Annotated in this window: 18 protein-coding genes, 1 pseudogene and 1 riboswitch; of the genes and pseudogenes, 7 read left to right on the top strand and 12 right to left on the bottom strand. The window is 69.9% G+C overall.

Annotated features, from left to right (window positions below; translation table 11 throughout):
• Positions 1-53 precede the first annotated feature (53 nt).
• The 6 genes from AADR41_RS23795 to ctaE form a co-directional block, all read right to left on the bottom strand.
• Positions 54-1,433 carry an aminotransferase class V-fold PLP-dependent enzyme gene (locus AADR41_RS23795; protein ID WP_342283416.1) on the bottom strand — a complete coding sequence of 460 codons (1,380 nt, stop codon included), beginning with the start codon at positions 1,431-1,433 and terminating at the stop codon, positions 54-56.
• 176 nt (positions 1,434-1,609) lie between these two features.
• Positions 1,610-1,727, bottom strand: a riboswitch (SAM riboswitch).
• A gap of 138 nt (positions 1,728-1,865) precedes the next feature.
• Positions 1,866-2,930, bottom strand: coding sequence for an anthranilate phosphoribosyltransferase (gene trpD, locus AADR41_RS23790; RefSeq protein WP_342283415.1), 1,065 nt, complete (start codon positions 2,928-2,930; stop codon positions 1,866-1,868).
• 123 nt (positions 2,931-3,053) lie between these two features.
• Positions 3,054-4,703 (bottom strand): cytochrome bc1 complex cytochrome b subunit, encoded by a 1,650-nt coding sequence (qcrB, locus tag AADR41_RS23785; RefSeq protein WP_342283414.1) that lies wholly within the window; start codon positions 4,701-4,703, stop codon positions 3,054-3,056.
• Entirely contained in the window at positions 4,700-5,752 is a 1,053-nt protein-coding gene (qcrA, locus tag AADR41_RS23780; protein WP_259930658.1) for a cytochrome bc1 complex Rieske iron-sulfur subunit, read from the bottom strand. Before qcrA ends, qcrB begins: the two co-directional genes overlap by 4 nt.
• Complete coding sequence (gene qcrC, locus AADR41_RS23775; RefSeq protein WP_342283413.1) at positions 5,749-6,558, bottom strand: cytochrome bc1 complex diheme cytochrome c subunit; 810 nt, start codon at positions 6,556-6,558, stop codon at positions 5,749-5,751. The genes qcrA and qcrC overlap by 4 nt, the downstream gene beginning before the upstream one ends.
• A 62-nt stretch (positions 6,559-6,620) precedes the next feature.
• Complete coding sequence (gene ctaE, locus AADR41_RS23770) at positions 6,621-7,241, bottom strand: aa3-type cytochrome oxidase subunit III (RefSeq protein WP_124718117.1); 621 nt, start codon at positions 7,239-7,241, stop codon at positions 6,621-6,623.
• Between the two features lie 187 nt (positions 7,242-7,428).
• Between ctaE and AADR41_RS23765 the strand changes: the two genes are divergently transcribed.
• Complete coding sequence (locus AADR41_RS23765; protein WP_342283412.1) at positions 7,429-7,830, top strand: hypothetical protein; 402 nt, start codon at positions 7,429-7,431, stop codon at positions 7,828-7,830.
• Positions 7,831-7,888: 58 nt separating this feature from the next.
• On the opposite strand, the gene AADR41_RS23760 is transcribed toward AADR41_RS23765, so the two are convergent.
• The 4 genes from AADR41_RS23760 to ctaC all read right to left on the bottom strand — a co-directional run bounded on the left by AADR41_RS23760 (position 7,889) and on the right by ctaC (position 12,354).
• A complete protein-coding gene (locus AADR41_RS23760; protein WP_342283411.1) occupies positions 7,889-9,145 on the bottom strand; it encodes a L,D-transpeptidase in 1,257 nt (418 codons plus the stop codon).
• Between the two features lie 118 nt (positions 9,146-9,263).
• Complete coding sequence (locus AADR41_RS23755; RefSeq protein WP_342283410.1) at positions 9,264-9,662, bottom strand: cytochrome c oxidase subunit 4; 399 nt, start codon at positions 9,660-9,662, stop codon at positions 9,264-9,266.
• Positions 9,659-11,395 carry an aa3-type cytochrome oxidase subunit I gene (ctaD, locus tag AADR41_RS23750; protein ID WP_342283409.1) on the bottom strand — a complete coding sequence of 579 codons (1,737 nt, stop codon included), beginning with the start codon at positions 11,393-11,395 and terminating at the stop codon, positions 9,659-9,661. Before ctaD ends, AADR41_RS23755 begins: the two co-directional genes overlap by 4 nt.
• Entirely contained in the window at positions 11,392-12,354 is a 963-nt protein-coding gene (ctaC, locus tag AADR41_RS23745; RefSeq protein ID WP_342283408.1) for an aa3-type cytochrome oxidase subunit II, read from the bottom strand. Before ctaC ends, ctaD begins: the two co-directional genes overlap by 4 nt.
• 270 nt (positions 12,355-12,624) lie before the next feature.
• On the opposite strand from ctaC, the gene AADR41_RS23740 reads away from it, so the two are divergent.
• Positions 12,625-14,007 (top strand): cysteine desulfurase/sulfurtransferase TusA family protein, encoded by a 1,383-nt coding sequence (locus tag AADR41_RS23740; protein ID WP_342283407.1) that lies wholly within the window; start codon positions 12,625-12,627, stop codon positions 14,005-14,007.
• Here the strand turns inward: AADR41_RS23740 and AADR41_RS23735 are convergent, their stop codons facing one another.
• A complete protein-coding gene (locus AADR41_RS23735; RefSeq protein ID WP_342283406.1) occupies positions 14,008-14,982 on the bottom strand; it encodes a carbohydrate kinase family protein in 975 nt (324 codons plus the stop codon).
• A gap of 160 nt (positions 14,983-15,142) precedes the next feature.
• Here AADR41_RS23735 and AADR41_RS23730 point away from each other — a divergent pair, with 160 nt between their 5' ends.
• Both AADR41_RS23730 and AADR41_RS23725 read left to right on the top strand, forming a co-directional pair.
• Positions 15,143-15,340, top strand: a complete 198-nt coding sequence (locus AADR41_RS23730) for a hypothetical protein (protein ID WP_342283405.1) — start codon at positions 15,143-15,145, stop codon at positions 15,338-15,340.
• Between the two features lie 199 nt (positions 15,341-15,539).
• Positions 15,540-17,021, top strand: coding sequence for a hypothetical protein (locus AADR41_RS23725; RefSeq protein WP_342283404.1), 1,482 nt, complete (start codon positions 15,540-15,542; stop codon positions 17,019-17,021).
• Positions 17,022-17,135: 114 nt separating this feature from the next.
• Here AADR41_RS23725 and AADR41_RS23720 read toward each other — a convergent pair whose 3' ends face one another.
• The gene (locus AADR41_RS23720; RefSeq protein ID WP_030933606.1) at positions 17,136-17,492 is read right to left on the bottom strand and encodes a HesB/IscA family protein; all 357 of its coding nucleotides are present in this window, start codon (positions 17,490-17,492) and stop codon (positions 17,136-17,138) included.
• Between the two features lie 246 nt (positions 17,493-17,738).
• On the opposite strand from AADR41_RS23720, the gene nadA reads away from it, so the two are divergent.
• From nadA to AADR41_RS23705, 3 genes and pseudogenes are all read left to right on the top strand, one after another.
• On the top strand, positions 17,739-18,935 hold the full coding sequence (gene nadA, locus AADR41_RS23715) for a quinolinate synthase NadA (protein WP_342283403.1): 1,197 nt from the start codon (positions 17,739-17,741) through the stop codon (positions 18,933-18,935).
• Between the two features lie 236 nt (positions 18,936-19,171).
• Positions 19,172-20,581 (top strand): lipase/acyltransferase domain-containing protein, encoded by a 1,410-nt coding sequence (locus AADR41_RS23710; RefSeq protein WP_342283402.1) that lies wholly within the window; start codon positions 19,172-19,174, stop codon positions 20,579-20,581.
• A pseudogene (locus AADR41_RS23705) lies at positions 20,571-22,793 on the top strand (tetratricopeptide repeat protein); the annotation flags it as partial. The gene AADR41_RS23710 and the pseudogene AADR41_RS23705, both read left to right, overlap by 11 nt.

Raw genomic sequence — 22,793 nt, 5'->3', positions numbered from 1 at the left:
GCACCTCACCACCCCCGCCGAAGTGCTGTGTGCCCCCGGGCCGCCCGCCGGCCTCAGAGCTGCGCCACCGCACCCCGGTCCGGGACGCAGCGGCCGTCCTCGGTGCGGTACTTCCACCGGGCGCCCTTGCCGACCAGTTCCTTGACCGCGCGCAGGAACCGCTCGATGTGCTCGTCCGGCGTACCGGCGCCGAAGCTGACCCGGATCGCGTTCAGTGAGCGCTCCCCCGGCTCGGCCTCCGGCGCACCGCACTCGCCGACCTCCTGCGGGTCGCTGCCCAGCAGGGTGCGGACCAGCGGGTGGGCGCAGAACAGTCCGTCGCGGACACCGATGCCGTACTCGGCGGAGAGCGCGGCGGCGAAGTGCGAGCTGTTCCAGCCCTCCACCACGAACGAGATGACGCCGACCCGCGGGGCGTCGTCGCCGAACAGCGAGAGCACCTTCACCTCGGGGACCTCGGCCAGGCCGGCCCGGACCGCGGCGACGAGGTGCTGCTCCCGGGCGACCAGATTGTCGAAGCCCGCCTCGGTGAGCGCCTTGCAGGCGGCGGCGATGGAGTACACGCCGATGACGTTGGGGGAACCGGCCTCGTGACGTGCGGCGGTGGAGTGCCACTCGACGTCCACCCCGCCGTCGGTGCGACGGGCGACCTTGCGCGAGGCGCCACCGCCCGCGAGGTAGGGCTCGGCCTCCTGGAGCCAGTCGGCCCGGCCGGCCAGCACGCCCGAGCCGAAGGGCGCGTACAGCTTGTGCCCGGAGAAGGCGACCCAGTCCACGTCCAGCTCGGCGATGTCGACGGGGTGGTGCGGGGCGAGCTGGGCGGCGTCCAGCACGATCCGGGCGCCGTGCGCGTGCGCGGCGGCGGCCAGCTCCTTCACCGGCCACAGCTCGCCGGTGACGTTGGAGGCGCCGGTGACGCAGACCAGCGCGGGGCCGTAGGGGTCGCGCTCCGCGAGCGCCCGCTCCAGCGTCTCGACGGCCTGGGCCGGGGTGCGCGGGGCGTTCAGGTAGGTCACCCGGGCGTCGCGCCACGGCAGCAGCGAGGCGTGGTGCTCGGTCTCGTAGACGAAGACCTGGCAGCCGGCCGGGACCACCGAGGCCAGCAGATTCAGCGAGTCGGTGGTCGAGCGGGTGAAGATCACCTGGTCACCGGCGCGGCAGCCGAGGAACTCCGCGACGGTGGCGCGGCTGTTCTCGAAGAGGTCCGTGGAGAGCTGCGAGAGGTACCCGGCCCCGCGGTGGACGCTGCCGTAGTACGGGGCGTACGCGGCGACGTCGTCCCAGACCCGCTGGAGGGCGGGGGCGCTGGCGGCGTAGTCGAGCGCGGCATAGCTGACCTCACCGCCCGTGACCAGCGGAACCGTCACATCCTTGCCCAGAACAGGCAGAGGGGCACAAAGCGACTGGTCGGCGGCAGCGGTGAAGACAGACATGGCGAACTCCCGTAAGAGGCAGGCGAATCGCATGCGCCGGCGAGTACGCGGCAGCGCAGCGGGAAAGGTGAAGAAGGGTGTGCGGAAGAGGGCCGAGGGCCCTATCGCATTCGCGTGCTCACAAGAGACTCCCTGGGGACCAGGACCCCGGGGGTTGGCATTCACAGATGCCGAGGGGCCCGCGCTTGCCGCAGACCTCGCTGCCTACGGCCTGGTCTTCACCCGGGGCACCCCGCCACGGACGGAGGGTTGCCGGACAGCGGGCCGGGGCCGTAGTCGCTGTCACTCATGACCTGCCCAGCATCTTGCCATATGTACGAAGACGCGCAAGGCGCAGTCCAGGATCCGGACTGCGCCCCGCGCCACATCTGCGCCCGTTTCAGAGCCTGCCGGGTGGCCTTCGTCCGCCCGATCAGAGGTCACCCGGCAGGCTCAGGCGTTGCTGGCCGCCACCCAGCGCTCCAGCGCCCGCGCCGCCGCACCGGAGTCGATGGACTCGGCGGCCTTCGCGATCCCGGCCGCGAGCTGCTCGTTCAGCGTGCCGTCCGTCGGGTCGAGAGCCGTCAGCGCCGCCGCCGAGTTGAGCAGCACGGCGTCCCGGGCGGGCCCCCGCTCGCCGGCCAGCACCCGCCGGGCCACATCGGCGTTGTACGAGGCGTCCGCGCCGCGCAGGGCCTGGACGGGCACCAGCTCCAGGCCGACGTCGCGCGGGTCGAACGTCTCCTCGCGCACCGCTCCGTCCCGGACCACCCAGACCCGCGAGGTCGCGGTCGTGGTCAGCTCGTCCAGGCCGTCGTCGCCCCGGAAGACCAGCGCCGAATTGCCGCGCTCGGCCAGGACACCGGCGACGATGGGCGCCATCCTCAGGTCGGCGACACCGACGGCCTGGGAGCGCACCTGGGCCGGGTTGGTGAGCGGTCCGAGGATGTTGAACGTGGTCGGCGTGCCGAGCTCCTTGCGGGCCCTGGCGACGTACCGCAGGGCGGGGTGGAACTTCACCGCGAAGCAGAAGGTGATGCCCGCCTCCTCGGCGACCTCGGCGACCCGCTGCGCGCTGAGGTCCAGGTTGACGCCCAGCTTCTCCAGCACGTCGGAGGAACCGCTCGCGGAAGAGGAGGCGCGGTTGCCGTGCTTGACGACCTTGGCGCCGGTGCCGGCGATGACGACCGCCGACATGGTGGAGATGTTCACTGTTTTGGCGAGGTCGCCGCCGGTGCCGACGATGTCGACCGTGCGGCCGGGTACGTGGATGGTGTTGGCGTGCTCGTACATCGCCCGCACCAGGCCGGAGACCTCGTCGATCGTCTCGCCCTTGGCGCGCAGGGCGACCGCGAATCCGGCGATCTGCACATCGCTCGCCTCACCGCGCATGATGCGGTCCATCGCCCACGCGGTGTCGTCGGCGGTGAGGTCCTCACCGCGCAGCAGGGGGTTCAGCACGCCGGGCCAGGTACGGTCCGCCACGCTGTCGCCGCCGATCGGGGTCACAACGTTCATGGTCCGCTCCTGGGTCCACAGCCGGTAAAAGGGATCACCCCCACCCTATCCAGCGCCGGGGACGGCAAAGAGCCCCGTCCATCGAATGGACGGGGCTCCTGCTGTGGCGATCAGTTCAGGCGATCAGTGGTGACCGTGGCCGCTGGTGATCTCCTTGTACTCCTCGACGGTGGGCTTGGCGATCTGGTTGTCCTCGCCGTAGTAGCCCTTGCTGAGCCGGGCCCGCAGCTTCTGCAGGACCGACACCTTGCGCTCGACACCGTTCTCGTCGACCGTCGGGCCGAGCTCGACCGGCTTGTACTGCTCGTGCGCGGTGAGCGTGTGCAGCTGCTCGGGACCGAGCGGCTCGTGGATCTCGACGAACTCACCGTGCGGCAGGCGCTTGATGATGCCGGACTCGCGTCCGTGCAGCACCTTCTCCTTGTCGCGGCGCTGGAGGCCGAGGCAGATCCGCCGGGTGGCGATGAACGCGAGGACCGGGCCGACGAAGATGAAGATCCGTACGAACCAGGAGATGGCGTTCAGCGACAGGTGGAAGTGCGTGGCCCACAGGTCGTTGCCACCGCCGATGAAGACGATGACGTACTCGGTGATCCAGGCGACGCCGAAGGCCGTCCGGGTCGGGGCGTTGCGCGGGCGGTCCAGGATGTGGTGCTCGCGCTTGTCCCCGGTGATCCAGGACTCGATGAACGGGTAGACCGCGATGATCGCGAGCACCAGTCCGAAGGCCATCAGCGGGATGAACACGCCCAGGACCAGCGTGTGGCCCCAGAGGTTGATCTCCCAGCCGGGCATCACTCGGATCAGACCCTCGGCGAAGCCCATGTACCAGTCGGGCTGGGCGCCGGTGGACACCTGGTCCGGACGGTACGGACCGATGTTCCAGATCGGGTTGATCGTGGCGATGGCCGCGATGATGGCGATGATGCCGAAGACCAGGAAGAAGAAGCCGCCTGCCTTCGCCATGTACACCGGCAGCAGCGGCATGCCGACGACGTTCTTGTTCGTCCGGCCGGGGCCCGCGAACTGCGTGTGCTTGTGGTAGAAGACCAGGATCAGGTGCGCCACCAGCAGACCGAGCATGATGCCCGGCAGCAGCAGGATGTGGATCGAGTAGAACCGGGCGACGAAGTCGTGACCGGGGAACTCTCCGCCGAACAGGAACATCGAGATGTACGTGCCGACGATCGGCATCGACAGGATCGCGCCCTGGGTGAACCGGACACCCGTACCGGACAGCAGGTCGTCCGGGAGCGAGTAGCCGGTGAAGCCGGTGAACATGCCCAGCACGAACAGCAGGAAGCCGAACAGCCAGTTGATCTCACGCGGCTTGCGGAACGCGCCCGTGAAGAAGACGCGCATCATGTGCACGAACATGCCGGCCAGGAAGATCAGCGCGGCCCAGTGGTGGATCTGGCGGACCAGGAGACCACCGCGGACGTCGAAGCTGATGTCCAGTGTCGAGGCGTACGCCTGCGACATCTTGATGCCCTGCATCGGCTCGTACGAGCCGTGGTACACGACCTCGTTCATGCTCGGGTGGAAGAACAGCGTCAGATACACACCCGTGAGGATGATGATGATGAAGCTGTAGAGGGCGATCTCACCGAGCATGAAGGACCAGTGGTCCGGGAAGATCTTGCGCATGTTGGCCTTGGCCAGGGAGTAGATCCCGAGCCGGCCGTCCGCCCAGTCGGCCACCCGCTCGCCGGCGGGCGCCTTGCGATTGCCCGGTGCTGCCGCACCGGGAGTGTTCGTGGTCGCAGTACTCATCCGCGCTCCCAGAATGCAGGACCGACGGGCTCTTCGAAGTCACCGAGCGCCTCGAGGTTGCCCTCGCTGTTCACGCCGATCCGCAGCTGCGGGAGGGCGTGACCGGCCGGACCGAAGATGACGCGGGCGCCGTCGGACAGGTCGAAGGTGGACTGGTGGCACGGGCAGAGCACGTGGTGCGTCTGCTGCTCGTACAGGCTGATCGGGCAGCCGACGTGGGTGCAGATCTTGGAGAAGGCCACGATTCCCTCGTGGGCCCACTCGCGCTCGCGCTTGTCCTTGATGTTGTCCGGCTCGATGCGGATGATCATCAGCGCGGCCTTGGCGATCTGGTTCTGGAAGTCCTCCGCCTCCTCCGTCAGCCCCTCGGGCATGGCGAAGGTCAGCGAACCGACGGCGACGTCCTCGGGACGCAGCGGCTCCATCGTGTTCATGTTGATGAGCTGCTTGCCCTTGGCCCACAGGGTGTTGCGGAGCTTCTTCTCCGGCAGCGGACCGAGGTCGCGCAGCAGCACGACACCGGAGAGCGGCACCAGGGCCAGCGCGCCGAACATGGTGTTGCGGATCAGCTTGCGCCGTCCGAAGCCGGACTCCTCGGCACCGGCCGCGAAGTCCGCCATGACCTTCGCCTTGACCTCGGGCTCCGCCTCGATGGCGTGCCGGTCGTCGGCGACCTCCACGTCGGACATCAGCGTGCGCGCCCAGTGGACGGCGCCGGCGCCGATCGCGAAGAGGGCCACGCCCAGGGTCAGACCCAGGGAGAAGTTGAGCGCGCTCACATGGCCGAAGGGCCAGATGTACACGATCTTGTCGACCGGGAAGATGACGTAGGAGGCGATGAAGCCGACCGTCGCCAGCATGGACAGCGTGAACATGAACGCGACGGCGCGCTCGGAGCGCTTCGCGGCCCGTTCGTCGATGTCCTGGATACGCGGCTTGTGGGCCGGCAGCCCCGGGTCGGCGAACGGGTCGTCGGCGACCTCTACCGCGCCGTGCGCGGTGCCCTGCTCAGCGGGCAGGTTCTCGTCTGGAATCTCTTGGCTACTCATGACTTCTTGGCCTTAGCGGTGTGGGCCGCGACCCAAATGGCAACTGCGATCAGTGCGCCGAGCCCGAAGATCCAGGCGAACAGACCCTCACTGACCGGCCCCAGGCCGCCCAGCTTCAGCCCGCCCGGGTTCTCCGCCTGGGCGCTGTTCACGGTCTGGATGTACGCGATGATGTCCCGCTTCTGCTGCGCGGGCATCGTCGTGTCCGGGAAGGACGGCATGCTCTGCGGGCCGGTCTGCATGGCCTCGTAGACATGCTTCGGGTCCACGCCCTCAAGGCTGGGCGCGTACTTGCCGTTCGTCAGCGCGCCGCCCTCACCGGTGAAGTTGTGGCACTGCGCGCAGTTGGTACGGAACAGGTCGCCACCCTTGGCGATGTCCGCACCCTCGGGGTTGACGTCGTTCTTGGTCGGGACGACCGGGCCGGCGCCGAGCGACGCGACGTACGCCGCGAGCTGGTCGATCTGGGCCTGGCTGTAGATGACCTTCTTCTTCGGTACCTGGGCGCCGGGCTGCTGCGCCGGCATACGGCCCGTACCGACCTGGAAGTCAACGGCGGCGGAGCCCACGCCGACCAGGCTCGGCCCGTCGGTGGTGCCCTGACCGCCGGTTCCGTGGCAGCTGGCGCAACCGACGGAGTACAGCTTCTTGCCCTCGTCGATGGCGAGGGACTGGGCGGTTTCGTCGGCCTGCGCCTTACTCGCGGGCGCAAACGCGGCGTACAGCCCCCCAGTGGCCGCCAGCGCGAGGAGTAGTACGACGACCGCCGCCAACGGATGGCGTCGTCGTGCGGAGAGCTTTTTCACGGATTACCCCGGTGTCAGGATCTTCTGCGTCGATGCTGGATGTGGTTCGGGTTCGAACCCGGTTACTTGATCATGTAGATCGTGGCGAAGAGGCCGATCCACACGACATCGACGAAGTGCCAGTAATAGGACACGACGATGGCGGCGGTCGCCTGTTCGTGGGTGAACCTCTTGGCTGCGTATGTCCTGCCCAGAACGAGCAGGAAGGCGATGAGACCGCCTGTCACGTGCAGCCCGTGGAAGCCGGTGGTCAGGTAGAACACCGAGCCGTACGGGTCGGAGGACAGCGAGAGGCCGTCCTTCTTCACCAGCTCGGTGTACTCGAAGACCTGGCCTCCGATGAAGATCGCACCCATCACGAAAGTGATCACGAACCACGCACGGAGCTTCTTCACATCGCCCCGCTCCGCGGCGAAGACGCCGAGCTGGCAGGTGAGTGAGGAGAGCACCAGGATCGTGGTGTTCGTCGCCGAGAACGGGAAGTTCAGGGCCGAAGCCATTTCCTTCCAGTGCTCCGGTCCGGTCACCGATCGCAGGGTGAAGTACATCGCGAAGAGGGCCGCGAAGAACATCAGCTCGGAACTCAACCAGATGATGGTTCCGACGCTGGTGAGGTTCGGTCGATTGACCGACGGGTGCGCGTGCCCGGTTTCTACTGTCGTTGCTGTCGCCACGACCGACATTATGTCGGTCGCTTATCCCGCCCTCACCCCGGGGGGTGCCGTTCGGTGTGTCAGCCGGGTGTGTCCTCCCCGAACGGCCCATGGAACGGCGGTCCGAACCGGTGCTGACAGGCCGTCGGGCGGAGTACGATCCGCGCATCGGTTCATGCCCGGAAAGCCCCGAAGACACAGATGTCACGGAGGAACAATGCAGCCGACCGCCACGGTCCTGGTCTACAGCGACGACACCAACACCCGTGAGCAGGTGAGGCTGGCAGCCGGGCGCAGGCCCGCGGCCGACGTGCCACCGGTGGAATTCCTCGAATGCGCCACCCTGCCGGCCGTCCTGGAGGCGCTGGACCGCGGCGGCGTCGACGTCTGCGTGCTGGACGGCGAGACGGCGCCCGCGGGCGGCATGGGCGTCTGCCGGCAGATCAAGGACGAGGTCTTCCGGTGCCCGCCGGTGCTGCTGCTGATGGGGCGCCCGCAGGACGCCTGGCTGGCCACCTGGAGCCGTGCGGACGCCGCGGTGACCCTGCCGGTCGAACCGGTCGAGTTCGCGGACGCCCTGGCCGCCCTGCTGCGCAGCAGGGCCTGCGTGGACGCCTGAGGCCCGCCGCGGCCCCGTCCGCGGTCCCTCCGAGGGGCAGCGCACCTCCCCGGTCCGGTCAGACCACGGGACGCAGTCGCGCCGCCTGGATCGTGTCCGTACGGTCCGGGGCGGTGTTCTTCTGCAGGGCGCTGCCCTTCAGCCATTTGGCCCAGGACAGGTTCCAGTCCCCGAAGCCGTTGTCGAACGGCGTCATCGTCTCGCCCTGGCTGCCCACGACCGTGACGATGTCGCCCGGGCGCACGGTGTTGTAGAACCACTCGGCCTGGCTGGTGCTCATGCCGGTACAGCCGTGGCTGACGTTCGCGTACCCCTGCGAGCCGGTGGACCAGGGGGCCGCGTGCACGTACTCGCCGCTCCAGGTGACCCGCGTCGCGTAGTAGACCTGCAGGTCGTACGAGTCGGACGAGCCCTCCGCGATGCCGATCGTCTCCCCGCGCATACGTACGCGGTATTCCTTGCCCAGCACGACCTTGACACCGTTTCGGGTGGAGAAGCCGGGCTTGCCGGTGGTGACCGGAATGGTGTTGATCACTTTCCCGTCGCGCTTGACCGTCATCGAGTGCGTCGCGGCGTTCGTGACGGCCTCGATGCGGTCGCCCGTGGTGAGCCGCAGCGGCTTGGTGGGGGCTCCGTAGAGGGCGTCGGTGACCTTGACGCCGGCCAGGCCGCTGGTGACGTCGATGGTAGCTCTGGCGGGCCAGTAGTCCTTGGGGCGGTAGTGCAGGGTCTTGTCGTCGACCCAGTACCAGGAGCCGGTCACGGCGGGCGTCGAGCGGACCCGCAGGGCGCGCTCGACGTTGGCCCTGGAGGCCTTGTCCTTGACCGGAGCGCTGAGTTCCGCCGTGATGGGCTGCCCGACGCCGTAGGTGCCCGCCTGAGGCCCGAAGGCGACCTTCAGGAACTTCTTGGCGGACGTGGTCCCGAAGGAGAGCGTACGGCTGCCGGGAGCACCGTCGTCGTCCTCCACACCGACCCGGACGGTGTACCGGGTACCGGCGGCGAGCGGGAGCGTGGAGTGCCACCGCTTCCCGTCCGCGTCGAGTTCACCCGCGAGGTGGCGGCCGGTCGTGTCGACGGCCGACACGTCCGTGATCCGGCCGTCGTCGCCGTTGACGGTGACCTCCAGCGGTTTGCCGGGGTCGACCTTCCCGTCGCCGTCCGACGCGTTGGCGGAGATCTCGTCCGCCGCGTCGTACGGCTTCTCCGCGAGCGGGTGGCCACCGGACCCACCGCAGGCGGTCACACCTGCGACCAGGGACACGACCAGCAGAGTGCAGCTCACTACGGGGCGGTTGCGCGGCGTGTGGTTCATGGACCCACGCTATGAAGATTCATCCGTTTCAGCGCGCGGTGTGACTGCGAACGGGGGACCCGCACTCCTCTCGGTGGAGAAGTGCGGGCCCCCCGTCAGGTGGAGCGGTGACGCAGTGTCACTGGGTGCGGTTCTCACCGCGGTAGTACTCGAAGACCCAGCCGAACAGACCGATCAGGATGATCGGGGTCGAGAAGTAGAGCAGCCACCAGCCGAAGACGATGCCCAGGAAGGCCAGGGCACCGCCGACCGCCAGCGAGAGCGGCTGCCAGCTGTGCGGGGAGAAGAACCCCACCTCGCCGGCCTCGTCCGCGACGTCGGCTTCCTTGTTGTCCTGCGCCATGGCGTCGACCCGCCGGGCCGTGAAGGCCAGGTAGAAGCCGATCATGACGCTCAGCCCGAAGCCCAGGACGAGCGCGGTGGTACCGGCCGGCTCCTTCGACCACACGCCGTACGTGATGGCCATGGCGAGGATGAAAACACTGAGCCAGATGAACATCTTGCCCTGGATCTTCACTTGCCGGCCTCCTTGCCACCAGCGAGGGCCTTGTCATCCTCGGAGTGGTGCTCCAGCTGTTCGAGCGCCGAGATCTCCGGGTGGTGCAGGTCGAACGCCGGGGATTCGGAACGGATCCGCGGCAGGGTGAGGAAGTTGTGCCGCGGCGGCGGGCAGGAGGTCGCCCACTCCAGGGAGCGGCCGTAGCCCCACGGGTCGTCGACCTCGATCTTCTTGCCGTACTTGGCGGTCTTCCACACGTTGTAGAAGAACGGCAGCATCGACAGGCCGAGCAGGAACGAGGAGATCGTCGAGATCGTGTTCAGCGCGGTGAAGCCGTCGGCCGCGAGGTAGTCCGCGTAACGACGCGGCATGCCCTCGGCGCCCAGCCAGTGCTGCACCAGGAACGTGCCGTGGAAGCCCACGAACAGCGTCCAGAACGTGATCTTGCCGAGCCGCTCGTCCAGCATCTTGCCGGTGAACTTCGGCCACCAGAAGTGGAATCCGGAGAACATCGCGAAGACCACGGTGCCGAAGACGACGTAGTGGAAGTGCGCGACGACGAAGTACGAGTCCGAGACGTGGAAGTCCATCGGGGGCGAGGCCAGGATCACGCCGGTCAGACCACCGAAGGTGAAGGTGATCAGGAAGCCGACGGCCCAGAGCATCGGTGTCTCGAAGGACAACGACCCCTTCCACATCGTGCCGATCCAGTTGAAGAACTTCACACCGGTCGGTACCGCGATGAGGAAGGTCATGAACGAGAAGAACGGCAACAGCACGCCGCCCGTCACGTACATGTGGTGCGCCCACACCGTCACGGAAAGACCCGCGATGGCGATCGTCGCGCTGATCAGGCCGATGTACCCGAACATCGGCTTCCGGCTGAACACCGGAATCACCTCGGAAACAATTCCGAAGAATGGCAGGGCGATGATGTACACCTCTGGATGGCCGAAGAACCAGAAGAGGTGTTGCCAGAGCAATGCGCCGCCATTGGCCGCGTCGAAGACATGCGCACCGAATTTACGGTCCGCCTCCAGCGCGAAGAGCGCGGCGGCGAGCACCGGGAAGGCCAGCAGGACCAGCACACCGGTCAGCAGGACGTTCCAGACGAAGATCGGCATGCGGAACATCGTCATGCCGGGCGCGCGCATGCAGATGATCGTGGTGATGAAGTTGACCGAACCGAGGATCGTGCCGAAGCCGGAGAAGGCCAGACCCATGATCCACATGTCGGCGCCGACACCCGGCGACCGGACCGCGTCCGAGAGCGGGGAGTAGGCGAACCAGCCGAAGTCGGCCGCACCCTGCGGGGTGAGGAAGCCGGCCACCGCGATGAGCGAGCCGAAGAGGTACAGCCAGTAGGCGAACATGTTCAGCCGCGGGAACGCCACGTCGGGCGCACCGATCTGCAGCGGCATGATCCAGTTCGCGAATCCGGCGAACAGCGGCGTCGCGAACATCAGCAGCATGATCGTGCCGTGCATCGTGAACGCCTGGTTGAACTGCTCGTTCGACATGATCTGCGTGCCGGGACGGGCCAGTTCGGCGCGCATGAAGAGCGCCATCAGACCGCCGATGCAGAAGAACGCGAACGATGTGACCAGGTACATCGTGCCGATCGTCTTGTGGTCAGTGGTGGTCAGCCACTTGATGACGACGTTTCCCGGCTGCTTGCGCCGGACCGGCAGCTCGTCCTCGTACGAGTCGTCTGCTGCCGCGGCACCCTGAGATTCGTTGAGGATGCTCACAGTTTGTTCGTCTCCGCATTCCTGGCCGGGTCAGTCTGCTCGATGCCGGCCGGCACGTAGCCCTTCTGGCCCTTCTTCGCCAGCTCCTCCAGGTGCGCCTGGTAGCGCTCCGGGGAGACGACCTTGACGTTGAAGAGCATCCGGGAGTGGTCGACGCCGCAGAGCTCGGCGCACTTGCCCATGAAGGTGCCCTCCTGGTTGGGAGTCACCTCGAAGGCGTTGGTGTGGCCCGGAATGACGTCCTGCTTCATGAGGAACGGCACCACCCAGAAGGAGTGGATGACGTCACGCGAAGTCAGTACGAAGCGGACCTTCTCGCCCTTCGGCAGCCACAGGGTCGGACCCGGGTTGCCGTTCTGCGGGTTCCGCGTTCCCGGGATGCCGAAGTCGTAGACGCCTTCCGCACCCTTGGGGAAGTCCTTGCGGAACCGGTCGGGGATGGCGTCGAGCTCCTTGGGGATCTCGTTGCCCGTGGCGGCGGAGCCGTCCACGTTCTCGATGTAGTTGAAGCCCCAGCTCCACTGGTAGCCGACCACGTTGATGGTGTGGGCCGGCTTCGGGGAGAGCGAGAGGAGCTTCGATTCATCGCGCGCGGTGAAGTAGAACAACACCGAGACGATGATCAGAGGAACCACGGTGTACAGCGCCTCGATGGGCATGTTGTACCTGGTCTGCGGAGGAACCTCGACCTTGGTGCGGCTGCGCCGGTGGAAGATGACGCTCCACAGGATCAGGCCCCAGACCAGCACGCCCGTGGCGAGCGCTGCCGCCCACGAGCCCTGCCAGAGGGAAAGGATCCGTGGTGCCTCTTCTGTTACCGGCGTGGGCATACCAAGGCGGGGGAAGTCCTTGTATGTGCAACCGGTTGCGGTCGCCAGGATCAGGCCCGCAGTCAGCACCTGCGGCAGCTTCCGCCGCATCGGGCGCCGCGACGAGCGGTCGGAGCCGTTGGGACTCACGTAGCGCCTTCCCGAGAGTCTCGCCCGCGCGGTCGGCGCGGCCGTCTTTCTGGTCGGTCGCCGCCCTGACGCGGGCAGGGGTTTGGATGTTTATGCGGACCAAACCCTACTGGACGCTATTTGGGGTCGCGCGGGGAGGGTGCCCAACGCGCCGTCCGACACCCCGAAGGGGTGGAATACGGGCCTCCGACCGCCATCTGACGCCCCCTCTCCTGGCCCCGCCGGAGGCCCGTCCCCGGCCCGGCGCCCACCTCGGGCTAGCGTGGCCGCGTGCCCTACTTCGACACCGCTTCCGCCGCCCCCCTGCACCCCGTCGCACGCCAGGCGCTGCTTGCCGCACTGGACGAGGGCTGGGCCGATCCGGCCCGGCTGTACCGGGAGGGGCGGCGGGCCCGGCTGCTCCTGGACGCCGCCAGGGAGGCCGCCGCCGAGGCCGTCGGGTGCCGCCCGGACGAGCTCACATTCACTCCTTCGGGGACTCTGGCGGTTCACTCGGGAATTTCCGGGGCGCTCGCCGGACGTCGGCGTGTCGGCCGCCATCTGGTGGTCTCCTCGGTCGAACACTCGTCGGTGCTCCATTCGGCCGCCGCCCATGAGGCCCAGGGCGGATCGGTCTCCGAGGTCCCGGTGGACCGGTCGGGTGCGGTGAGCGCGGCGGCGTACGCGGCGGTGCTGCGCGAGGACACCGCGCTGGCCTGTCTGCAGTCCGCCAACCACGAGGTCGGCACCGAGCAGCCGGTGGCCGGGGTCGCGGAGGCCTGCCGGGCGGCGGGGGTGCCGCTGCTGGTGGACGCCGCGCAGTCGCTGGGCCGGGAGCCGGTGCCGGAGGGCTGGTCGCTGCTGACGGGCAGCGCCCACAAGTGGGGCGGGCCGTCCGGCGTCGGGCTGCTGGCGGTGCGCAAGGGGGTGCGGTTCGCCGTCCAGGGTCCGGCCGACGATCGGGAGTCGGGGCGGGCGGCGGGGTTCGAGAACCTTCCGGCGATCGTCGCTGCTGCGGCGTCGCTGCGGGCGGTGCGGGCCGAGGCCGCGGCCGAGTCCGTGAGGCTGCGGTCCCTGGTGGACCGGATCAGGGCCTCGGTGCCGGAGCTGGTGCCCGATGTGGAGGTGGTCGGCGATCCGGTGCGGCGGCTGCCGCACCTGGTGACCTTCTCCTGTCTCTATGTCGACGGGGAGACACTGCTGCACGAGCTGGACCGGGAGGGTTTCTCCGTTTCATCCGGTTCGTCCTGCACCAGCAGCACGCTGACACCCAGCCATGTGCTCAGGGCCATGGGAGTGCTTTCGGAGGGGAACGTGCGGGTGTCACTGCCGAACGGCACCTCCGGCCAGGACGTCGACCGCTTCCTGGAGGTGCTGCCCCGGGTGGTGGCGGAGGTACGGGAGCGGCTGGGCGCGCCCGTCGGGCCGCCCCGGGGGGCCGCCCCGGCCGGGTCACTGGTGGTCGACGCGCTCGGGAAGCGGTGCCCGATCCCGGTGATCCGGCTCGCGAAGGTGATCGGGGACGTGCCGGTGGGCGGGACGGTGACCGTGCTCTCCGACGACGAGGCGGCGCGGCTGGACATCCCGGCGTGGTGCGCGATGCGCGAGCAGGAGTACGTGGGTGAGGAGCCGGCGGACCGCGGCTCGGCCTATGTGGTCCGCCGGCTGTCCTGACTACGAGAGGTGGGTGCGCACCTCGGCGGCGGCGTCGTGGCCGTACGCCTTGGTGAAGCGGTCCATGAAGTGGGCGCGGCGCAGCGTGTACTCCTGGGTGCCGACCGTCTCGATGACCAGGGTGGCCAGCATGCAGCCGACCTGGGCGGCGCGCTCCAGGCCGACGCCCCAGGCCAGGCCGGAGAGGAATCCGGCCCGGAAGGCGTCGCCGACACCGGTCGGGTCGGCCTTGGTCTCCTCCTCCGGGCAGCCGACCTCGATCGGGTCCTGGCCGGCCTGCTCGATGCGGACGCCGCGGGAGCCGAGGGTGGTGACCCGGTGGCCGACCTTGGCCAGGATCTCCTCGTCGGTCCAGCCGGTCTTGGACTCGATGAGCCCCTTCTCGTACTCGTTGGAGAAGAGGTACGTGGCGCCGTCGAGGAGGATCCGGATCTCGTCGCCGTCCATCCGGGCGATCTGCTGCGAGAAGTCGGCGGCGAACGGGATGCCCCGGGAGCGGCACTCCTCCGTGTGGCGGAGCATCCCCTCGGGGTCGTCGGCGCCGATCGAGACCAGGTCGAGGCCGCCGACCCGGTCGGCGACGGCCTTCAGCTCGATGAGCCGGGCCTCGCTCATCGCACCGGTGTAGAAGGAACCGATCTGGTTGTGGTCGGCATCCGTCGTGCAGACGAAGCGGGCGGTGTGCAGGACCTCGGAGATCCGGACCGAACCGGTGTCGACGCCGTGGCGGTCGAGCCAGGCGCGGTACTCGTCGAAGTCGGAGCCGGCGGCGCCGACCAGGATCGGCTCCGTGCCCAGCAGGCCCATGCCGAAGCAGATGTTGGCGGCGACACCGCCCCGGCGCACGTCGAGGTTGTCGACCAGGAAGGAGAGCGAGACCGTGTGCAGCTGATCCGCGACCAGCTGGTCGGCGAAACGGCCGGGGAAGGTCATGAGGTGATCGGTGGCGATGGAGCCGGTGACTGCGATTCGCACGGGGAGACTGCTCCTGCGGAGATCGGGGGGAACGGGTGACTGTGTTCCCGGGGCGGCGTGACAGTTCACGCTACCGGTTCCCCGGACCCGCCATGAAGGGGGAAAAACTACCCGATAGTAGGGCTTTCTTCCTGGGGCCCGCGGTGCCTACGGTGCGGATATGTCGAACCACATCGCCACGCGCGAGTCCGAGATCAGCCTGGCCGAGCTGCGCGGTGACTGCGCACGGATGGCTCCGCACTGGGTGGCCCGTCCGAAGTCCGCCCCCGCTCCGGTGGCACCGTCCCGGATTCACGGGGTCACCGTGCCCGCCGCCTCCGCCCGGCTGGTCGACGCCATGTCCGACTACGGCGACTGAGAGGCGGCCGAGACGCCCTCCTGCCCGAACGGCGGCCGAGAGGCCGCCGGGACACCCGCGCCGATCGCGCCCGACAGGCCCCGAGTCCCGCGAGGGAACCGTGCGCGCCGCTGCTCCGTCCCACCGTTGTCCCCGTCCGGGGACGGACGGCAGGCCGGACGACGGCACGTGACGGCCAGGCAGGCGAAGGAGCGATCCGGTGAGCACCGAGCGACCCGACAACGACGTGACCGGCCCCCGGCGGCGTTCGCCGCTCGCCGTGGCTTCGGTGGCGGCAGCCGTACTGCTGGCCGGCGGGGGTGGCGCGTACTGGGCCGCGACCGCGGCCGACGGCGACGGCAGGTCCGGCAGCGGCGCGGACGACGGCGGGCGGCACACCCCTCCCCCGCTGGCCCTGGGGCAGCACTCGGGCGACCCCACGGCGCCGGAGGCACCCCCGCAGGGCATCGCACCGGGCGAGCCCGATCCGAGCGGCGGCCGGGTGGTCTACCGCGCGTCCGGCAAGCTGCCCGACGGGCCGCGCACGGCCGCGGTGCGGCAGTCGGCGGGGACCGTCTCGGCGGCCGAGGTGGCCCGGCTGGCGAAGGCGCTGAAGCTGACGGGCACGCCGCAGGCCGAGGGCACCTACTGGAAGGTGGGGTCCGACGGGGACGGCTCGGGCCCGGTACTGCGGGTGAACAAGCAGGCCCCGGGCACCTGGAGCTTCACCCGGTACGGCTCCGGCGGTACGGACAACTGCCAAAAGGGGGCCGTCTGTTCGGGCGGGAACCCGGCGCCCGGCGGCAGCGGCTCCCCGGTGGGCGAGAGTGCCGCCAGGGCCGCCGCGGCACCGGTCCTGAAGGCGGCGGGGCAGCCCGACGCCACGCTGGATTCCGGCCAACTCATGGGTGCGGTACGGGTGGTGAACGCCGACCCGAAGGTGGACGGCCTGCCCACGTACGGCTGGTCGACCGGGATCCAGGTGGGTCCGGACGGTGAAGTGGTCGGCGGCAGCGGACAGTTGAAGGGCCTGGAGAAGGGCGACAGCTATCCGGTGATCGGCGCGGCCGAGGCGCTGAAGCAGCTGAACGGCCCCGCGACCCGCAAGGAGACCCGCGCGGACATCGGCGGCTGTGCCTCCCCCGTACCGCTGGACGAGAGCCTGGAGTCGCCGAAGGCCCACTGCGGGGCGCGGACCGGGGCGGAGCGGCCGACGACGACCGTGACGGTCGGCAAGGCGGTGTTCGGCCTGGCGGCGCAGTACGTGGCGGGCAAGCAGACGCTCGTACCGTCCTGGCTCTTCTCGGTGCGGCCGGCCGCCGGCGGCCGGGGCACCACGGTGACGCAGGTCGCCGTGGCGCCCTCGTACCTGGCGAGGAGCGCCCCGGCGACGAACGCCCCCACGCCGTCCCCGACGCCCCCGGGCAACGCGGAGAAGGCCCAGCGGCAGCTGCTGTCGTACAGCGCGGACGGGCGGACCCTGTCGGTGACGTTCTGGGGCGGGGTGTGCAGCACGTACACCGCGAGCGCGACCGAGAGTCCGGACCGGGTGACCGTGAAGGTGACGGAGGCGAAGCAGCCCGGGAAGAAGGTCTGCATCATGATCGCCAAGGAGCTGACCCGGACGGTGACGCTCGACGCGCCGCTCGGCGACCGGACCGTGGTCGACGCGGTGTCGGGCGGAGACGTGCCCCGCGGCTGAGCATCGGCCCCGGGTACGGCCCGGACACGACGACGGCGGCGGCCCCGGAATTCCGGGGCCGCCGCCGTTGTGCCGTTCCGCGTCGCGCTCAGGCGTACGCGCCGCCTTCAGGACTCAGCTGAAGGAGTCGCCGCAGGCGCAGGAGCCGGTGGCGTTGGGGTTGTCGATCGTGAAGCCCTGCTTCTCGATGGTGTCGACGAAGTCGATGGAGGCGCCACCCAGGTACGGAGCACTCATCCGGTCGGTGACGACCTTGACCCCGTCGAAGTCCTTCACGACGTCGCCGTCGAGCGAACGCTCGTCGAAGAAGAGCTGGTAGCGCAGGCCGGAGCAGCCGCCGGGCTGGACGGCGACGCGCAGCGCCAGGTCGTCGCGGCCTTCCTGCTCCAGCAGGCCCTTGACCTTGGCTGCGGCGGCGTCGGACAGGAGGATGCCGTCGCTCACGGTGGTGGTCTCGTCCGATACGGACATCTGCTTCTCTCCCGGGTTGTACGGAGACTGCTTGCCGACGTTGCAACCGTCGGGACCGCGGATTCATTCCGGGCCGAGCGCTTGCCTGTTCCATTCATGCTCGCACACCGGTCGGCCGGGGGGATGCGTCACATCGACACTATGGCCATCGTCAAAGTGACGTGAACCGGATATGATAGATAGCGTCAATTAGACGAAAAGGCCTCGCGGAAGCTATTCGCAGAGGCTTTCAGCAGAGAAGAAAGGGTGCGTGACGTGACCACGGCCCACCCCGTCCAGGATCTCGACGTCCAGCCGACGCCCCTCGCCCTGCTCCTGCTCGGCCGTGAGGCCGACCCGAGGAGCGAGCGCGGCGTCGAGTGCCCCGGCGACCTGCCCTCCCCGTCCGACCCGGACCTGGTGGAGCGCGCTCGCGCGGCCAAGGAGAAGCTCGGGGACAAGGTGTTCGTCCTCGGCCACCACTACCAGCGCGACGAGGTCATCCAGTTCGCGGACGTCACCGGCGACTCGTTCAAGCTCGCCCGGGACGCGGCCGCCCGCCCGGAGGCCGAGTACATCGTCTTCTGCGGCGTGCACTTCATGGCCGAGTCGGCGGACATCCTGACCACCGACGACCAGAAGGTCGTACTGCCCGACCTGGCCGCGGGCTGTTCCATGGCCGACATGGCCACCGCCGAGCAGGTCGCCGAGTGCTGGGACGTGCTGACCGAGGCCGGGGTCGCCGATCAGGTGGTGCCGGTTTCGTACATGAACTCCTCCGCCGACATCAAGGCGTTCACCGGCCGGCACGGCGGCACGATCTGTACCTCGTCCAACGCGAAGCGGGCGCTGGAGTGGGCCTTCGAACAGGGCGAGAAGATCCTCTTCCTGCCCGACCAGCACCTGGGCCGGAACACCGCGGTCCGGGACCTGGGGATGTCGCTGGAGGACTGCGTCCTCTACAACCCGCACAAGCCGAACGGCGGCCTGACCGCCGAGGAGCTGCGGAACGCGAAGATGATCCTGTGGCGCGGGCACTGCTCGGTGCACGGCCGCTTCTCGGTGGAGTCCGTCAACGACGTCCGCGAGCGGATACCGGGCGTCAACGTCCTGGTGCACCCCGAGTGCAAGCACGAGGTCGTGGCGGCGGCGGACCACGTCGGCTCGACGGAGTACATCATCAAGGCCCTGGAGGCGGCCCCGGCCGGCTCCAAATGGGCGATCGGCACCGAGCTGAACCTGGTGCGCCGGCTGGCGAACCGGTTCGCGGCCGAGGACAAGGAGATCGTCTTCCTCGACAAGACGGTCTGCTTCTGCTCGACGATGAACCGGATCGACCTGCCGCACCTGGTCTGGGCGCTGGAGTCGCTGGCCGAGGGCAAGCTGATCAACCGGATCGAGGTCGACCCGGAGACGGAGAAGTACGCCAAGCTCGCGCTGGAGCGGATGCTGGCGCTGCCGTAGCCCCGGGTCTTTCGTCCGGATCACGCCGGGCCCGCGTGCCCCGGTGCCTGATCCGGCCCGATTCGAAGGAAAGACCCTGGCCGCGAAAGGCCCCGGGGCGCTTCGGGCGCTTCTCCGGGGCCTTTCGCACAGGTGGCGGCAGCGGGCCGACTTCCCCCGTACGGCCCTCGCGGCGTCCGTGCCGTAATTACGCTGCTGCTCAACGCAGCGCACATTTCATGGGGGTACGGCACCACATGGCTTCTCGCAGCTCGGTGGACGACCTGGTGGTCGTCGTCCCGGGCATTCTCGGCAGTCGGCTGGCGGACGCGGACGGGCACGAGGTCTGGGGCCTCTCGGGCCGGGCCCTCCTGCGCGGGATCCGTACGTTCGGCCGCTCCGTCAAGGGTCTCGCGCTCCCCCCGGACCTGGGCGACGAGCACCCGGGCGACGGTGTGCGCCCGCTCGGTCCGATGCGCGACCTGCACGGACTGCTCGGCATCGGGACACTCGTGGACGGCTACGACGGCTTCCTGGAGTGGCTGGAGAACAACTTCACGCTCCGGCGGCGGCGCGAGAAGGACGAGGCGGACTCCCCCGCCAATCTGATCGGCTTCGCCTACGACTGGCGGCTGTCCTGCCGCTACAACGCGGACCGGCTGGCCGAGCGGGTGGACGAGGAGCTCGGCCGCTGGCGGGCCTCGGCGCCGGAGCGGGCGGCGGCACAGGTCGTCTTCATCTGCCACTCGATGGGCGGCCTGGTCACCCGCCACTACGTGGAGCGGTGCGGCGGCGCGGAGGTGACGCGCCGCGTGATCACGCTCGGAACGCCGTACCGGGGCTCTCTGGACGCCCTGCTCTGCCTGGTCAACGGGGTGGGCCCGACCGGTATCGGCCTCACCGCGTTCGCCCGCAGCCTGCCGTCCCTCCACCAGCTCGCCCCCGACTACGCCGCGCTGATCACCGCGCCGGGCGAGCCGCTGCGCCACGCCCGTGAGGTGACCGGCCTGCCCGGGACCGACGCGGCACTGATCGAGGACGCCGCCCTCTTCCACCGGGCGCTGCGGGAGTCCGGGGCGGGGACGGCGTACGGAGTGGAGTACGTACCGATCAGCGGGGTGCTCCAGCCGACCCCGACCACCGCCGAGGTCCGGGGCGAGAAGCTGACCGGACTGCTCACGATCGACGGGGCCGACGAGGGCGGCGACGGCCGCGTGCCCAGGCTCTCCAGCGCCCATGTGGGGGCGGCAGGACGGCCCGCGCTCACGCCCTGGGAGAAGCACGGCTCGCTCCAGAACAACACGGCGCTGCGCCAGAACCTCTACAACTGGCTCACCCCGGACCTGCCGCTCCACCGGGGCACGGAGACCGCCGACGTCCCGCTGGTGGTGGACGCCCCGGACGTGATCGCCGAGGGCGAGGTATACGAGCTGCGGGCCACGGTCCCCCAGGACGTACGGGGTCACGACCGGGTGGCCGTCTTCGCGGCGGCCGAGGGCGGACGGGCGCGGACGCTGAGCAACCTGGGCGGCGGCCGCTACGTGGCCCGGCTCGCCGGGCTGCCGGCCGGGCCGCACCGGGTGCGGGTGAGTACCGGGAACTCCGGCCATGTCGTGATGACCGCGCTGGTGCTCGTGCTGGAGGGCGGGGCGGGCGATGGTGTGTGAGACGGGTACGGCGGACGGCGAGGGACGCGAGCCGGCGGGTACGGCGGACGACGAAGCACGTGGGCCGGCGGACGACGAAGGGCGCGAGCCGGCGGGAACGGCGCTGTGCGTGGTGTGCGAGGAGTACGCCGATCGGCGGAGCTTTCCCCGGCTGACGGGGGCGGTGGCCCAGATGGCGGAGATCGCCGGGCTGCTGGAAGGCCTGGGGGTCGCGGCGCATGTGGTGGGCGGTGGGAACCCGTCCTGGGCGGCCTTCGACGAGGCCCTCACCACCTGGAGCGAGGGCCGGCGGGAGACGGGGGCGGCGAAGCCCGCGATCATCGTCTGGTCGGGGCACGGCGTGCTGATCGACGACGAACTGCGCCTCGCGCTCTGCGATCTGGATCTCGACGTCGAGCAGGCGACACGTGACGCACGCACCCTGAGGCGGGGCATCTCGGCCGAGACGCTGGTCAATGAGGCGGTGGCGTCGGGCGCGGACCAGATCCTGGTGATCATCGACACCTGTCACGCGGGGGACGCGGTGGGCCGGGGCGTGGAGAAGGCCCTGCGCCGCTGGGAGGGCATGTCGACGCCGCCCGGACAGATGAAGTGGCTGGGAATCGTGGCGAGCTGCCGGCGCAACGAGACCTCGGACGGCAGCGGCCCCCTACTCACCGCGTTGGCGGAGGTACTGAAGGCCGGCCCGGCCACCACCGAGTACCGCTCGGCATGGAGCGCCCACAACGAGCTGGTCAGCGGCCCGGACCTGCTGGCCGCGCTGAACGAGCGGTGGCGTGGCGAGGGGCAGACACCGGTGACCGCCGCCCTCGGCACCGGGCGCCCGGTCTTCCCGAACCCGCGCCATGTGCCCGGGGCCCCCGCCCGGCTGGTGGAGCACCTGGTGCTCGCGGCGCGCGGGGTCGGGTACCGCGAGGAGGGCTGGTTCTTCACGGGACGGAAGGAGGTGCTGGGCCGGATCGTCGCGTGGCTGGCGGCGGACGAGGCCGGGCTCTTCCTGGTGACCGGCCCGGCGGGCTGCGGCAAGTCGGCCGTGCTGGGCCGGATCGCGACCCTCACGGACCCCGTGCAGCGGAGGGAGACCGAGAAGTACGGGGGCCTGCGCGAGGACGACCCGGACCCGGGCCTGAACCCCGGCCGCTCCCTCGCCTCCGTACACCTGCGGGGCCTGAGCCCCCTCCAGGCGGTCTCGGAACTGGCCCGGCAGCTCGGGCTGCCCGAGCCCCGCAACACGGACGACTTCCGCGGCGAGCTCCGTGAGTCGTCCCCGCAGCCGGTGCTGGTGCTCGACGGCCTGGACGAAGTACCCGCCGAGCACCTGCGCGCCGTGATCGAGGAGCTGGTCTTCCCGCTCAGCCGGACGGGCCCGGTCCTGCTCGGCTCCCGCGACCGCGCGTTCCGCAGCCGCCTGGCGGAGGACGGGCGCGGGGACGAGACGCTGCCGGACGCCCTGACGCGGCTGATCGGCGCGGGTGTCACCACCGCGGACCTGGAGCGGGAACCGCACACCGAGAAGGACATCGGTGAGTACGTGTTCCGCCGGTGCGCGGAGGCCGGTGTCCCGCAGGACCGGGCGCGGGAGACGGGCGAGGCGGTCGCCTCGCGGGCCACGGCCGTGGGCGGCGGGTTCCTGTTCGCCCGGCTGGTGGTGGGGTCGCTGCTGGCGGGGGCGGGCGCCGCCCGTGGCGACCGGTGGCCGGCCGGTCTGCCGGACTCCATCGAGGCCGCGTTCGAGGAGGACCTGCGGGCCGGGCCGGTTCGGGTCCGGGAGGACGGCACCGAACTCCCCGGCGCCGCACGCGACCTGCTGACGGCCCTCGCGTGGACGGTCGGGCGCGGCATGCCCGCCGGGGGTGTGTGGGAGGAGGTCGCCGGGGCGCTGGGCGGCGGTGACGTGTCGTACGACGAGAGCGATGTGGACTGGCTGCTGTCCGTCTACGGCCGCTATGTCGTCGAGGACGCGGAAGGCGGGCAGGCGGTGTTCCGGCTGTACCACCGCGAGTTCGTGTCGCATCTCGCGGACCGGCCGGGGCCGGGGGGTGCCGAGGCCGGAGAGGTGGCGCTGGCCGCACTCGTCGCGCACGCCGAGCGGCGGACGGCGGACGGCGGCCGGGACTCGGTCGATCCGTATGTGCGGCGGGGTCTGGCGCTGCACGCGGCGCGGGCGGGTGCGCCGGGGATCGCGATGTTGCGGGGGCCGGCGGAGCGGGGC

Origin of the sequence: Streptomyces sp. CLV115 (assembly GCF_038448545.1) — a bacterium.
Lineage (GTDB): Bacteria > Actinomycetota > Actinomycetes > Streptomycetales > Streptomycetaceae > Streptomyces > Streptomyces sanglieri.
This window is presented reverse-complemented; position numbering and strand designations above follow the sequence as displayed.